This is a genomic window from Cupriavidus sp. 05N39 (genome assembly GCF_056397325.1).
The window spans coordinates 25174-38134 of sequence record NZ_JBFTNE010000071.1; the positions used below are offsets into that span (position 1 = coordinate 25174).

Genomic DNA, 12961 nt, shown 5'->3' on the forward strand with positions numbered 1-12961 from the left:
CAGGCCATGACGACACTTCGGGTACTAGGTTCCGCCGCTGGCGGCGGCTTTCCACAATGGAACTGCAACTGTTGCAACTGCGACGGCCTGCGCCGCGGCACCATCGCCGCCACGGCCCGCACGCAATCCTCCATTGCGCTGACCGAAGATGGCATCCACTGGCTCCTCGTCAACGCCTCGCCGGACGTCCTGGCCCAGATCCGCGCCACCCCGGCCCTGCAGCCAGCCCGCGCGGTGCGCGACACCGGCATCGCCGCCGTATTGCTCATGGACGCGCAGATCGACCACGTCACCGGCCTGCTGATGCTGCGYGAGCACCGCAGCGCCCTGCCCGTCTACGCCACGCCCCCTGTGCTGCGGGACCTGTCCGAAGGTTTCCCGCTGTCCCGCATCCTGTCCCACTACTGCACCCTGGAAACCCATCCGCTGCCGCTGGACGCGAGTGCCTTCACCGTGCCGCCGCTAGCAGGGCTGACCTTGCATGCGATCGCGCTGGACAGCAAGCCGCCGCCCTACTCCCCCAACCGCGCCGCGCCGCAGCGTGGCGACAATATCGGCCTGCGCATCGTCAGCGCCGGTGGCAAGCGCGTGTTCTACGCCCCCGGACTGGGCAGCGTCGAACCGCATGTGCGCGCGGAACTGGCCCGGGCCGACGTGATCCTGGTCGACGGCACCTTCTGGACCGACGATGAAATGCGCCGGCTCGGCCTGTCGTCCAGGCTCGCCAGCGACATGGGCCACCTGGCGCAGTCCGGCCCGCACGGCATGATCGCGGCACTGGACGAAGCGCCGGCAGCGCGCAAGATCCTGATTCATATCAACAACACCAACCCGATCCTGGTGGACGACTCCCCGGAGCGCCGCGAACTGGCGGCGCACGGGATCGAGGTGGCCTACGACGGCATGGAGATCGCCCTGTGACGCCCGCAGCACGCCCCCAACCGGTTTCCCCCGAGGAACGCGCGGCCTTCGAAGCGCGGCTGCGCGGACTCGAATCGCGCTACCACATCCATCACCCCTTCAACCGGCGCATGGCCAGCGGGCAATGCTCGCGCGAGCAGATCCAGGGCTGGGTGGCCAACCGCTTCTACTACCAGGTCAATATCCCGCTCAAGGATGCCGCCATCCTCTCCAACTGCCCCGACCGCGAAACGCGGCGAGAGTGGGTGATACGCATCCTCGACCACGACGGCACCGCCACCGAGCCCGGCGGCATCGAAGCCTGGAGCCGGCTCGGCGAGGCTGTGGGGCTGACGCGCGAGGCACTCTGGTCTCAACGGCTGGTGCTGCCCGGCGTGCGCTTCGCGGTGGATGCATACGTCAACTTCGCCCGGCGCGCTCCCTGGCAGGAGGCCGTGTGCTCCTCGCTCACCGAGATGTTCGCGCCCGCCATCCACAAGGAACGGCTGGCCGGCTGGCCGCACCACTACCCCTGGATCGAGGCCGAGGGGCTAAGCTATTTCCGTACGCGCATTCCGCTGGCGCAGCGCGATGTCGATCACGGCCTGCGGGTCACACTGGACTATTTCCGCACACCGGCCGAACAGCAGCGCGCCACGGAAATCCTGCAGTTCAAGCTCGACATCCTGTGGTCGATGCTGGATGCCATCGAAAAGGCCTATCCCGTATGAACGCCCCCGCCACGCCCGTCACCCCCGAGACCGCTCCCGCCATGCCACGGCTCGACACGCTCTATCGCCTGCAATGGGAAGAGGCCCAAAAGGCATGGGTGCTGCTCTATCCTGAAGGCATGGTCAAGCTGAACGACAGCGCCGCCGCCATCCTGCAGCGCTGCGACGGCGCCCATACGCTCGACATGCTGATCGACGAACTGCAGACGTCCTTCGGGGTGCAGGGCATTGCCCCCGAGGTGCGCACCTTTGTCGAACATGCCTGCGAACGCGGCTGGCTCGTCTGAACCGGGTCCACCGCTGTGGCTGCTGGCGGAGCTGACCTACCGCTGTCCGCTGCACTGCGCCTACTGCTCCAACCCGGTCGACTACGTACGCTACGGCCCGGAACTCGACACCGCGCAATGGCGGCGGGTCCTGGAGGAAGCACGCGCGCTCGGCGCCGCCCAGCTTGGTTTCTCGGGCGGCGAGCCGCTGGTGCGCGACGACCTGGAAGAACTGGTCGGCCATGCCCGGCAACTGGGCTTCTACACCAACCTGATCACCTCCGGCGTGGGCCTGACGGACGCGCGCCTGGGCGCGCTGCGCGCGGCCGGGCTCGATCATGTCCAGCTTTCGTTCCAGGACGCCACGCGCGAGATGAACGACTTCCTGTCGGGCACCCGCACCTTCGACCTGAAACAGCGGGTGGCAAAACGGATCAAGGCGCATGGCTACCCGATGGTGCTCAACTGCGTACTGCACCGGCATAACCTGGCCCACGTCGGCACCATCATCGACATGGCGCTGGATATGGGCGCCGAATACCTGGAACTGGCCAATACCCAGTACTACGGCTGGGCCTGGGAGAACCGGCTGGCGCTGATGCCGACCGAAGCGCAATTGCGCGAAGCCGAAGCGGTAGTGGCGTCCTACCGCGCCAGGATCGGCAAGCGTTGCCGCATCCTGTTCGTGGTGCCGGACTATTTCGAGACGCGGCCCAAGAAATGCATGAACGGCTGGGGCTCTGTGTTTCTCGGCATATCGCCTGACGGCGCCGCGCTGCCCTGCCATGCCGCGCGCATGCTGCCCGGCCTCATCCTGCCGAACGTGAGCACGCAATCGCTGCACGACATCTGGTACCACAGCGATGCTTTCCAACGCTATCGCGGCACCGCGTGGATGCCGGAGCCGTGCCGGTCCTGCGGCGAGAAAGAGAACGACCTCGGCGGCTGCCGCTGCCAGGCCTACCTGCTGACGGGCGATGCCAACCGCACCGATCCCGTTTGCGACAAATCTCCGGACCACGCCACCGTGCGCGAAGTCGTCCTGCACGGACGCCTTGCCGCCCACGGCCAGTTGCAGGCCACGGCGCACGAGGCGCCGCTGGTGTTTCGCGCGGACGCGGCGTCCCGCCGCTTCAGCGAATCGGGCCGCTAGCGGGGGGGCGTGACAGGCCGCCTCGCCCTACTCCCCCCTCTCCCCCGTCTCCCCACGACACATCCCGAAACGCCTCCACCAGGTAATCCACCAGCCGGCGCACCTTGAGCGGGAGCTGTTTGCGCGTCGGGTAGACCGCGTACACGCCGAGTTCGCTCGCCCGGTATTCGGGCATCAGTTCGACCAGTGCCCCGCTGCGCAGGTCTTCCTGCAGCATGAAGCTCGGTTGCAGCATGATGCCGCCATGGGCCAGCGCAATGGCGCGGCAGGTGTCGCCGTTGTTGGTGTACACACGGGCGCGCGTGCCCACGCTTACCTTGCCGTCCGGGCCATCGAAATGCCATTCGTCGCGGCCGGACCAGTTGGTGTAGGCGAGTACGCGATGCTTCGCCAGTTCCTGCGGATGCGCTGGCGCGCCGTGCCGCGCCAGATAGGCGGGCGATGCGCAAAGCATCATGCGCGTGCTGGCCAGCTTGCGGCTGATCAGCGCGGAGCTTGGCATGTCGCCGATACGCACCGCGAGGTCGTAGCCTTCATCGACGAGATCCACCACGCGGTCGTTGAGGGTGATGTCCAGGTCGACCTGGGGATACACCTGCATGAATGCGCTCCAGAGCGGCGCGAGATGCATGATGCCGAACGTCAGCGGCACATTGATGCGGATCAGGCCGCTGGGCTCCTGCGTGCGCGAGGTGATCTCGGACTCGGCATCGTCGAGTGCGGCCAGCACCTCCTTGGCGCGCTGATAGAAGATCCGCCCCTCCTCGGTCAGGGACAGCCGGCGGGTGGTGCGCTGTAGCAGGCGCACGCCCAGGCGCTGCTCCAGCGCGTCCACATGGCGCGAGACTGCGGCCTTGGACATGCGCAGGCCTTCCACCGCGCCGATAAAGCTGCCGGCCTCGACTACGGCGGCAAACACACTCATTTCCAGGGCCCGGTCCATGCGCTACGTGTCGGCTTGCGCCTGATTGTCTCGATTACCGGGACTATATATCACGATGAAGGCTATTTATCATCGCCAGTCGAATCAATAGACTGGAAGTTTTCGAGATGGGACTTCCGCCATGTCAGCCGCTACTCCTCTTCCCGTACTGTTCGTCTCCCATGGCGCGCCCACCTTCGCCATCGAGCCGGGCCTTGCCGGCCCGCAACTTGCCGCGCTGGGCCGCGCGCTGCCGGCCGCCGAGGCGGTGCTGGTGGTCTCGCCGCACTGGATGACGCGGGGCGGCGTGCGCGTGACCGCAAGCCCGCTGCCCGAGACCATTCACGATTTCGGCGGCTTTCCGCGCGACTTGTACGCGTTGCGCTATCCCGTGGCCGGACACCCCGCGCTGGCCGCCCGCGCGGCGGAACTGCTTGCGCAGGCCGGCTACCCTGCCAGTCCGGACCCGCAGCGCGGGCTCGATCACGGCGCGTGGGTGCCGCTGCGGCACCTGTATCCCGAGGCGCAGGTGCCGGTGTTCCAGGTATCGCTGCCGCAGCCGCTGGACCCGGCGGGCGCGCTGGCCTTTGGCCGCGCCCTGGCGCCGCTGCGCGGCCAGGGCGTGCTGATCGTCGGCTCCGGCAGCATGACGCACAACCTCTACGAGTTCCGCGGCCACGGCGGCGGCGATGCGCCCTATGTGGCGCAATTCACCCAATGGGTGCGCGAGGCCACGCGCAACGCCATGCGCGATGGCGATGTCCAACCGCTGATCGACTACCGGCGGCTGGCGCCGCACGCCGAGCGCGCCCATCCGACCGACGAGCATTTCCTGCCGCTGCTGGTGGCCATCGGCGCGGCGGCGGCGGGCGAACCGCTGCAGGTGATCGACGGCGGCATTACATACGGCATCCTGTCGATGGAGTCTTATGTGATCGGCCAATACCGGCACGACCAACCCGTGGCGGCCTGACCGGTGCCACGCTCCTTCAAGGCAAGCGTTACCAGACCCGAGATGACATGAACACCACCAGCAACGACATCAGCCCACTGACCCAGGACGCCGCAACGGGCCTGCGCTATCGCCTGCGCAACGCGCTGCCGGACACGACGCCGGCAGCGCGGCTGCTCCTTCTGCACGGCGTGGGCAGCAACGAGACCAGCCTCGCGGCGGTGGCCACGCGTATCGATCCGCGTGTCCAGGTGGTACTGGTGCAAGGCCCCCTGACCTTTGCGCCGGACCAGTATGGTTTCTTCGAGGTCAGCTTCCATGGCGGCGCGCCCGCCATCAACGCCGCCCAGGCGGAGCGCAGCCGCCAGCAACTGATTGCGCTGGTGCGCGCGCTGCGCGCGCAGGATGGCGCCCTGCCCGCGCGCACGGTGATCGCCGGCTTCAGCCAGGGGGGCATCCTCAGCGCCAGTGTCGGCCTGAGCGCGCCGGCTGACGTCGCCGGCTTTGCCGTGCTCAGCGGCCGCATCCTGCCGGAAATCGAGCCGCATCTCGCACCGCGCGAGGCGCTTGCCGGGCTATCGGCCTTCATCGCCCACGGCGAGTTCGACAACAAACTGCCGGTTGGCTGGGCGGAACGCGCTGACCAGTGGCTGGATGCGCTGGGCGTTGCGCACCAGACCCGGCGCTACCCGATCGGCCACGAACTGAATGCGGATGTCGTTGCCGATTTCCGGCAATGGCTCGCCGGCGTGCTGTTTCCCGGCTGACCAGCATCCTGAGCGACACTACGCCCCCCGGCGCAACCCCGATTTCATTGGCATGTACAAAAAAGGCACCGCAGTAGAGATCCAGTTTTCCCCTGACCGCCTGAATGACGGCGCGGGCGATCCGTATTGGATCGACCTGACGGCGGAAGAGACGCAACAGCTCCTTGCGCTGCTGCAGGCGCGCGTGGCCGCCGGCGGGCAAGGCACGTCGGCGCCGCTTGTCTTCAGCCTGGACGAGCCGGCGCAGGCGGATAAAACCGGGCCAGATGACACAGCAAGGCCCATTGAGGCTGCCTCGGCCACTGCCGTCGCCGGCGAATTCAAGCAATGGGTATGCATCATCTGCGGCTGGGTCTATGACGAGGCCGCCGGCCTGCCTGAAGAAGGCATCGCGCCCGGCACCCGCTGGGAGGACATCCCCGCCGGCTGGCGCTGCCCGCTGTGCGACGTGGGCAAGGAGGACTTTGCGATGGTCGAATTCTAAGCGGCGCCTTCCGCGCAGGCCTTGGCAATCTGGTTGTGCCCGCAACCATTTTGGTATATCTTGAACTGGTTGCGCACACAACCAGGAGACAAGACATGTACCAGCGCGAAGTCCACGCCGCATCCATGCCGGTGCTGAACCCCGATGGCACGGATGCGCCGCGGCAGGTCGTCATTGCCGGCGGCGGCCCGGTCGGGCTGGCGGTTGCGCTGGCTCTGGCCCGCCACGGCATCCCCAGCGTGGTGCTGGAGGCCGACGACGGCACCTGCGAAGGCAGCCGGGCCATCTGCATTTCCCGGCGCTCGCTCGAAATCCTCGATGCGCTCGGCGTTGTCGCGCCGGTCCTCGGCAAAGGGCTCGCGTGGGCCGGCGGCCGCAGCTACTACCGCAACGAGGAAGTGCTGCACTTCACCATGCCGCACGAGGCCGGGCAGGCTTTCCCGCCGATGGTGAATATCCAGCAGTACTACATCGAGCAATACCTGCTGAACGCCATCGCGCGCTACCCCGGACTGATCGAAGTGCGCTGGCAGAACCGCGTCACCGGCGTCGCGCAGGACGCCGGCGGCGTGACGCTGGCGGTGGCAGCGGGCGACACCGCCTACACCGTGCGCGCGGACTGGCTGGTGGCCGCCGATGGTGGCCGCAGCGCCGTGCGCGATGCGCTGGGGCTGTCGCTGCGCGGCATGCAGTATGAGGGGCGCTACGTGATCGTGGATATCGCCATCGACGCGCCGCGCGAGGTCGAGCGGCTGGCGTGGTTCGATCCGCCGTCCAACCCCGGCTCCACCATCCTGCTGCACCAGCAGCCGGACAAGGTCTGGCGCATCGATTACCAGGTCGGCGAACACGAGGATGCGGAGCAGGCGGTCAAGCCGGAAAACGTGCTGCCGCGCGTGGCCAGCCACCTGGCGATGATGGGCGTCACCGCGCCGTGGGAGCCGCTGTGGATATCGATCTACAACGCGAAGTGCCTGACGCTGGACGACTACGTGCACGGCCGCACGCTCTTTGCCGGCGATGCCGCGCACCTGGTGCCCATCTTCGGCGTGCGCGGCCTGAACAGCGGCTTCGACGACGCCTTCAACCTGGCCTGGAAGCTTGCGCTAGCCGTGCGCGGCAAGGCCTCGCACGGCCTGCTGCCGTCCTATTCCAGCGAGCGCGTGGCCGCCGCGCGCGAGAACATGCGTTTTGGCGCCAAAAGCACAGAGTTCATGGCCCCGCCCTCGCCCGCTTTCACCCTGATGCGCGAAGCGGTACTGGGGCTGTCCGCCAGGCATGCGGAACTGCGCTCGCTGATCAACCCGCGCCAGACGAGCCCCGCCACCTTTGCCGACTCGCCCATCGCCGCGGCGGATGACCCGGCCTTCGCCACCGGGCCAGCGCCGGGCGCCGCGCTGCCGGACATGCCGGTGCTCGACGCGCAGGGCATGCCGGCTTCGCTGCTCCGCTGCCTCGGCACGGGCTTCACCGCCTTCTGCTTTGCCGGCGCCGGCCAGGATCCGGACGCCGTCGTGCCAGGGTTGCGCGAGCTATGCGCGGATGGCCTGGAACTGGACTGCCGCCTGATTGCCGGCGCGGCACCGGCGGCCGGCAGGCTGGCCGATCCGGACGATGCCGTGCGGCGCGCGCTGGACGCCACCGACGGCACGCTGTACCTGGTCCGCCCCGATGGCTATGTGAGTGGGCGCTGGAAGCATGCCCGCGCCAGCGATGTGCGGGATGCCATCGCCCTGGCCATGCGAATCGACTGAAGAAGATTGAACACGATTCAAGACGATTGAAGCGGAAAGACGGAGGACCGTATGCAAACCACCATGACCCCGACCGAACTCGATGAAATCTACACGGCGATGTGCTACCGCATGACAGCACTCGGCGAGCGCGATGCTTCCCTCTACCTGGCCCGGGTCGCACTGCTGGCGCTCAGCCGCCATGCTGGCTTCGCGGATGCCTCGCAACTGCTGCGGGAGGTCTCGGATAGCTTCGGCGGGCACAGCGGCGCTCTCCCCGAATGACGACGATGCAGGCATACTGCCCGCCTTGCCCTACCCGGCCCTGCTAACCATGACCAGCCCCAAGCCGTCRCTTTCCGACTTCGCCACCTATCGGCTGCACCGCATTGTCAAGCAGTTCGACCGCGGTATCGCGCGGGCATACACAGACGAACTGGGCCTGTCGCTGAGCGAGGCGCGGACGCTCGCCGCCATCGGCGAATTCGGCCCCTTCCTGGTGATCGATCTCGCGCGCTTCGCCAACCTGGACAAGAGCCAGGCCAGCCGCGCGGCCGATCACCTTATCAGGCAGGGACTGGTAAAGCGCGAACCGTCTCCGACCGACGGCCGCGCGGTGCTGATCTCCTTGTCCGCCACCGGCAAGCCGCTGTACGAGAAGATCATGCGGGTGGCTTCCGGCCGGCACGAAACGTTGATGTCCGCCCTCACCGCCCAGGAACGCGCCGTGATGGAGCGCGCCCTGGGCAAGCTGCTCGCGCAGGTCGAGACAATGTTGTGAAGACGGGGCGTCCCTTCTTCCACGGGACGCACTTCCGCCGCATGTGGGCTAGCGCACAGGCCGGCGCAAGGCGCCAGCATAAGCTCGTCGCGCGGCCCGTTCGAGGCGATCCCGTCCCCCGGTCCTTGTGCATGGGACGTGGGTCGGGTGACGAATGATTGCAGTCCGGATCTGCGTTGTCCCCGGTTCGCGCCAGCGCACCGGGCGTGGCTTGCGCCATTCGTCAACCTTGATCGAGGACAGACTCCATGACGCTCTACCTGCTCTCGCTGTTCATCGGCATCGTGGCCGGCCTGCGCGCCATGACGGCGCCCGCTGCCGTCAGTTGGGCGGCCGGCCTTGGCTTGCTGGATCTGTCAGGCAACTGGCTGGCMTTCATGGGTTACCGGTTCACGCCCTGGATCCTCAGCGTGCTGGCGCTGGCCGAGCTTGTCACCGACAAGCTGCCCGCCACGCCGAGCCGCAAGGTGCCGCAGCAGTTCGGCGCACGCATTCTCACGGGCGCCCTCGCCGGCGCGGCGATCGGGGCGGGCGGCGGCATGCTGGCGGGCGGTGCCATCCTTGGCGCCATTGGCGCCGTGATCGGCACGCTCGGCGGCGCGGCCATTCGCGCGCGCCTTGCGGCAGCGTTTGGCCGGGACCGGCCGGCAGCGTTGATCGAGGACCTGGTTGCCATGACCGGCGCCGTGCTGGTGGTCCTTTCGCTGGCCTAGCCGGCAGCGGCGGCGGGCCAGCGGACTACAAGGAATCAACCAGGCTTCTGATGACTTCCGCCAGCCGCGCGGCACGCGCACGCCCCTTCTGGTCCAGGTCCAGCGCGCCGCCCGCGGCCAGTGCCTGCAGCCCGAACGAAGCGTCGGTCATGTCGCGCCACGACGGGTGATCGGCGTGCATGGTCTCGAGCGCCTGCGCGCCCGCCACCAGGCGGTTCCGGTCCGGCTGCAGGCCGGCGGCCAGGTCTTCCAGTACCGCGGCTGCATCAAGCAGACCCTTTCGGTTCATATCGGCGTCTCCCCCAGTATCTGTCTGGTTTCGCCCCACCCGGCGCCTATCGCACGTCGGGCATGTATTGCATCTCAGGCGGGCCGAAACGGCTTGCAGCACCGCAAACAGTGCGCGCTGCTTCTCACCCCCCTCGGCGGACACAGCGGCAGATCAGCGGGCGGGGTGATGCCAGCATCTTAATGGCCGGCGCCGTTCCAAGGCTGCCGCGGCACCTCCGTATCTACCCGCGTATCGGTAGCGCCCTTTTCCTGTCTCGCTTTCCCTCGGTGGCATAGCCGGGCGATGCCGCTACACTATCGCCTGAACCCAGCCAGTCAATCAGGAACCCGCCCCACATGAGCGAACAAGAACAGAGCGGAAGCACCCCCCCTTTGCGATCCCGATCCACCTCCCTGCGCCACGCGGCAAGCATCCTGGTCGTGCGCGATGGCGCGGCCGGCATGGAAGTGCTGCTGGTGCGGCGCCCCGAGCGCAACGACGACCGCAGCAGCGGCGCTTTTGTCTTTCCCGGCGGCACGCTCGACCCCCAGGACAGGGCTTTGCATGATGTCTGCGCCGGCCTGGACGACGCCGCGGCAAGCCAGCGCCTCAAGCTGCCGGACGGAGGCCTCGATTTCTACCTGGCGGCCGTGCGCGAGTGCTTCGAGGAAGCCGGCCTGCTATTTGCCAGCGATGCCGGTGGCCAGCTGATCGCGCTGGATACCCTCGACGCGGCGCAGCATGACTGGCTGCGGCAGTCTGCCCGGCATGGCGGCCCGGGCATGGCGCAGCTGTGCGAGCGCCTGAATGTGCGCCTGGCGGTGGACCGCCTGGCCTACCACAGCCATTGGCTGACGCCGCCCGGCCTGCCCAAGCGCTTCGACACGCGCTTCTTCGTCGCCGTGGCGCCCCCAGGGCAGACCGCCGCGCACGATGGCGACGAGGCCATGGAGCATATCTGGGTGCGCCCCGGCGATGCCATCGACCCGGCAAGCGGTATCAAGACCGTGCCCGTCACGCGGCGCACGCTCGCGTCCATTGCTCGTTTCGACACCGCGCAAGCCTGCTTTGACCATGCCGCGCAGCTGCGCGACATCGCGCGCATCATGCCTCGCCTGGCCCAAGGCAGCGGCGGCCCGCGCCCCGTCTTGCCGAGCGAGGCAGCCTATGCGGAGATCGAGCGCATCGACCCGCACGGCGAAGGACATGCACGCTACGAACTGGCGCCAGGTGTCGCTGTGCGCCTGTCCGAGCGCGTCTGGCGCGTCACCGCCAACAATGGCAGCGTCATGACCGGGCCCGGCACCAACACCTACTTTGTGGGCGATCCCGCGCGCAACGAGTGGGCGGTGATCGATCCGGGCCCCGACGATGAAGCCCATGTAGCCGCCGTGCTGGCAGCCGCGCCCGGGCCAATCCGCTGGATCCTCGCCACCCACACGCACATCGACCACTCGCCGGCGACGCCCCGGCTGAAGGCCGCCACCGGCGCCCCGGTGCTGGGCCGGCCCGCCCCGCCGACGTCGCGGCAGGACCAGACGTTCCAGCCCGGGCGCATCCTGGAGCACGGTGAGCGCCTGTCGCTGGGCAATGGCTGCACGCTGCGGGTGATCCACACGCCGGGGCACGCGTCCAACCACCTGTGCTTCCTGCTCGAAGAAGAAAAGACCTTGTTCACCGGCGATCACGTAATGCAGGGCTCCACCGTCGTGATCAATCCGCCCGACGGCGATATGCACGCTTACCTGGCCTCGCTGGCAGCCTTGCAGAATGAGGACCTGGAATGGCTCGCCCCTGGCCACGGCTTCCTGATGCCCAGGCCCGCCGATGCCATCCGTACCCTGATCCGTCACCGCATGCAGCGCGAAGCCAAAGTGCTCAACGCGCTGCGCGACCTGGGGGAAACCGATATCGACACCCTGCTCCTGCGGGTCTACGACGATGTGCCCGAACGCATGCTGCCAGTGGCAAAGCGCTCGCTGCTGGCGCACCTGCTCAAGCTGGCGCGGGACGGCCGCGCGCAGGAGTCAGGCGAGCATTGGAAGGTAGTGGCGGACGCGCCGGGCTGATGCGGCGGCGGATCTCCGGGCGGATCATCGGTTGCATCGCCCAAACAAAAAGCCGACCTCGAAGGGTCGGCTTTTTCATGTGTCGGCGTGCTTACTCGGACACCGAGGCCATCAACAGATCCGCCGCTGACTCCAGCCGTTCGGGCGCACCGAACAAGCGCGCAACGATCAAGCCGTTTTGCAGCGCACCGTAGATCACCTGCGCCAGCGCACGGGGCGTCACCGGGTAGACTTTGCCGTACTCGCTCTGGGCGCGTTCGATCAGGCCCATCAGCCAGTTTTCGTTCATGCGATAGAACTGCTTGAGCTCGGTATGGACCGACTCCGGCAGGCATAGCGTCTCGGTGGACAACATGCCTGCCAGGCAGATCTGGTCGCCGCAGGCCGCGGTGCGCAGGAAATTGAGGTAACCCTCCGCCTGCTCGCGCGGTGAAAGCGACGAATCCACACTACGCAGCCGCTCCGAGATGCGGGCGCTGTATTCCTTTACCGCCTCCAGCACAAGGTCGTCCTTGGCGGGGAAGTAATAGTGGATGCTCGAAGTCTTGACCCCGACCAGATCGGCCAGATCGCGGTAACTGAAACCATTGAAACCGCGCCGGCGGATCAGCACCAGCGTGTGTTCGAGCAGTTGTTCGCGTACGGATTGCGTTTTCATAGCGAGATCTTATCTATCTATTGATAGATCCTCAAGCCAAATTCGTGTGCATTCGCACAAGTTGCTCAATGCTCACTCAAGCCGGCAGCACTTGCGCCACTACCGTGATCAGAGAGCCGCTGGCCACGCAGAGGACCACCCAGCCAGCCAGGATCAGGAAGCTGTCCCGTAGGTTCATGATGCACTCCCATTCAAATGTCTAACCTTGTTTCATTCCCTGCCCCGGTCGCCGTTCAGGCGGTGGAACCGGTGCGAACCGGCTCCTCGCCCTGGCGATCCCGTTCCCGCGCTTGCCTGCGCTCAGACATTGGCGCCATCGGTGAACACATCGAACTTGCCGGCACGGGCGCCATCCGTGTAGGCATCGACGCTACGGGCCGGGGAAGCCGACACGCCGGTACGGTCCAGGCCAGCGACGATGCGGGCGCCGTCGGTGTACGGGTCGGCCTTGCCGACACGGGCACCTTCGGTGAACGGGTCGAACTTGCCGCTACGGGCGCCATCGGTATAGGCATCCACGCTGCGGGCCGGGGAAGCCGACACGCCGGTACGGTCCAGGCC

General features: G+C 67.4%; 15 protein-coding genes and 1 pseudogene. 12 read left to right on the forward strand and 4 right to left on the reverse strand.

Annotated elements, in window-relative coordinates; genetic code table 11:
• Window positions 1–6: 6 nt before the first annotated feature.
• From pqqB to pqqE, 4 genes are read left to right on the forward strand one after another with little or no spacing between them, the layout of a single operon-like run.
• Entirely contained in the window at window positions 7–921 is a 915-nt protein-coding gene (pqqB, locus tag AC1DN0_RS28220; RefSeq protein ID WP_441633538.1) for a pyrroloquinoline quinone biosynthesis protein PqqB, read from the forward strand.
• Window positions 918–1631: a pyrroloquinoline-quinone synthase PqqC gene (pqqC, locus tag AC1DN0_RS28225; protein ID WP_477111571.1), complete on the forward strand. Its 714-nt coding sequence runs from the start codon at window positions 918–920 to the stop codon at window positions 1629–1631. Before pqqB ends, pqqC begins: the two co-directional genes overlap by 4 nt.
• Before the next feature lie 41 nt (window positions 1632–1672).
• On the forward strand, window positions 1673–1918 hold the full coding sequence (pqqD, locus tag AC1DN0_RS28230) for a pyrroloquinoline quinone biosynthesis peptide chaperone PqqD (protein WP_035872850.1): 246 nt from the start codon (window positions 1673–1675) through the stop codon (window positions 1916–1918).
• A complete protein-coding gene (gene pqqE / locus AC1DN0_RS28235; RefSeq protein WP_441633556.1) occupies window positions 1890–3050 on the forward strand; it encodes a pyrroloquinoline quinone biosynthesis protein PqqE in 1161 nt (386 codons plus the stop codon). Before pqqD ends, pqqE begins: the two co-directional genes overlap by 29 nt.
• On the opposite strand, the gene AC1DN0_RS28240 is transcribed toward pqqE, so the two are convergent.
• Window positions 3031–3993, reverse strand: a complete 963-nt coding sequence (locus AC1DN0_RS28240; RefSeq protein ID WP_477111572.1) for a LysR family transcriptional regulator — start codon at window positions 3991–3993, stop codon at window positions 3031–3033. The two genes, pqqE and AC1DN0_RS28240, sit on opposite strands and share 20 nt — an antisense overlap.
• Window positions 3994–4114: 121 nt before the next feature.
• On the opposite strand from AC1DN0_RS28240, the gene AC1DN0_RS28245 reads away from it, so the two are divergent.
• The 7 genes from AC1DN0_RS28245 (at window position 4115) to AC1DN0_RS28275 (ending at window position 9402) form a co-directional block, all read left to right on the forward strand.
• Window positions 4115–4945 (forward strand): dioxygenase family protein, encoded by an 831-nt coding sequence (locus tag AC1DN0_RS28245; RefSeq protein WP_441633543.1) that lies wholly within the window; start codon window positions 4115–4117, stop codon window positions 4943–4945.
• A gap of 47 nt (window positions 4946–4992) precedes the next feature.
• Window positions 4993–5691, forward strand: a complete 699-nt coding sequence (locus tag AC1DN0_RS28250) for an alpha/beta hydrolase (protein WP_477111573.1) — start codon at window positions 4993–4995, stop codon at window positions 5689–5691.
• A gap of 52 nt (window positions 5692–5743) precedes the next feature.
• Entirely contained in the window at window positions 5744–6175 is a 432-nt protein-coding gene (locus AC1DN0_RS28255) for a rubredoxin (protein ID WP_477104566.1), read from the forward strand.
• A gap of 95 nt (window positions 6176–6270) precedes the next feature.
• Window positions 6271–7929, forward strand: a complete 1659-nt coding sequence (locus AC1DN0_RS28260) for an FAD-dependent oxidoreductase (RefSeq protein WP_477111574.1) — start codon at window positions 6271–6273, stop codon at window positions 7927–7929.
• A gap of 51 nt (window positions 7930–7980) precedes the next feature.
• On the forward strand, window positions 7981–8193 hold the full coding sequence (locus AC1DN0_RS28265; protein ID WP_082095261.1) for a hypothetical protein: 213 nt from the start codon (window positions 7981–7983) through the stop codon (window positions 8191–8193).
• Between the two features lie 49 nt (window positions 8194–8242).
• Window positions 8243–8689, forward strand: a complete 447-nt coding sequence (locus AC1DN0_RS28270; protein ID WP_441633551.1) for a MarR family winged helix-turn-helix transcriptional regulator — start codon at window positions 8243–8245, stop codon at window positions 8687–8689.
• Window positions 8690–8937: 248 nt separating this feature from the next.
• Entirely contained in the window at window positions 8938–9402 is a 465-nt protein-coding gene (locus tag AC1DN0_RS28275) for a DUF4126 domain-containing protein (RefSeq protein WP_477104567.1), read from the forward strand.
• A 25-nt stretch (window positions 9403–9427) separates the two neighbouring features.
• Here the strand turns inward: AC1DN0_RS28275 and AC1DN0_RS28280 are convergent, their stop codons facing one another.
• Entirely contained in the window at window positions 9428–9691 is a 264-nt protein-coding gene (locus AC1DN0_RS28280) for a hypothetical protein (RefSeq protein WP_035872706.1), read from the reverse strand.
• Window positions 9692–10029: 338 nt separating this feature from the next.
• On the opposite strand from AC1DN0_RS28280, the gene AC1DN0_RS28285 reads away from it, so the two are divergent.
• Complete coding sequence (locus AC1DN0_RS28285) at window positions 10030–11742, forward strand: MBL fold metallo-hydrolase (protein ID WP_441634049.1); 1713 nt, start codon at window positions 10030–10032, stop codon at window positions 11740–11742.
• A 91-nt stretch (window positions 11743–11833) separates the two neighbouring features.
• Here AC1DN0_RS28285 and AC1DN0_RS28290 read toward each other — a convergent pair whose 3' ends face one another.
• Together AC1DN0_RS28290 and AC1DN0_RS28295 are read right to left on the reverse strand one after the other, a co-directional pair.
• Window positions 11834–12400, reverse strand: a complete 567-nt coding sequence (locus AC1DN0_RS28290) for a TetR/AcrR family transcriptional regulator (RefSeq protein WP_035872693.1) — start codon at window positions 12398–12400, stop codon at window positions 11834–11836.
• 300 nt (window positions 12401–12700) lie between these two features.
• Window positions 12701–12961 (reverse strand): annotated as a pseudogene (locus AC1DN0_RS28295) (copper resistance protein CopQ); the annotation flags it as partial.

Excerpts from the sequence above, each read along its gene's own strand:
- pqqE (WP_441633556.1), top strand. The coding sequence starts at position 1,890 with ATGCCTGCGAACGCGGCTGGCTCGTCTGAACCGGGTCCACCGCTGTGG.
- AC1DN0_RS28285 (WP_441634049.1), top strand. The coding sequence starts at position 10,030 with ATGAGCGAACAAGAACAGAGCGGAAGCACCCCCCCTTTGCGATCCCGA.
- AC1DN0_RS28255 (WP_477104566.1), top strand. The coding sequence starts at position 5,744 with ATGTACAAAAAAGGCACCGCAGTAGAGATCCAGTTTTCCCCTGACCGC.
- AC1DN0_RS28240 (WP_477111572.1), bottom strand. The coding sequence starts at position 3,993 with ATGGACCGGGCCCTGGAAATGAGTGTGTTTGCCGCCGTAGTCGAGGCC.
- AC1DN0_RS28280 (WP_035872706.1), bottom strand. The coding sequence starts at position 9,691 with ATGAACCGAAAGGGTCTGCTTGATGCAGCCGCGGTACTGGAAGACCTG.
- pqqD (WP_035872850.1), top strand. The coding sequence starts at position 1,673 with ATGCCACGGCTCGACACGCTCTATCGCCTGCAATGGGAAGAGGCCCAA.
- AC1DN0_RS28250 (WP_477111573.1), top strand. The coding sequence starts at position 4,993 with ATGAACACCACCAGCAACGACATCAGCCCACTGACCCAGGACGCCGCA.
- AC1DN0_RS28260 (WP_477111574.1), top strand. The coding sequence starts at position 6,271 with ATGTACCAGCGCGAAGTCCACGCCGCATCCATGCCGGTGCTGAACCCC.
- AC1DN0_RS28265 (WP_082095261.1), top strand. The coding sequence starts at position 7,981 with ATGCAAACCACCATGACCCCGACCGAACTCGATGAAATCTACACGGCG.
- AC1DN0_RS28245 (WP_441633543.1), top strand. The coding sequence starts at position 4,115 with ATGTCAGCCGCTACTCCTCTTCCCGTACTGTTCGTCTCCCATGGCGCG.
- AC1DN0_RS28290 (WP_035872693.1), bottom strand. The coding sequence starts at position 12,400 with ATGAAAACGCAATCCGTACGCGAACAACTGCTCGAACACACGCTGGTG.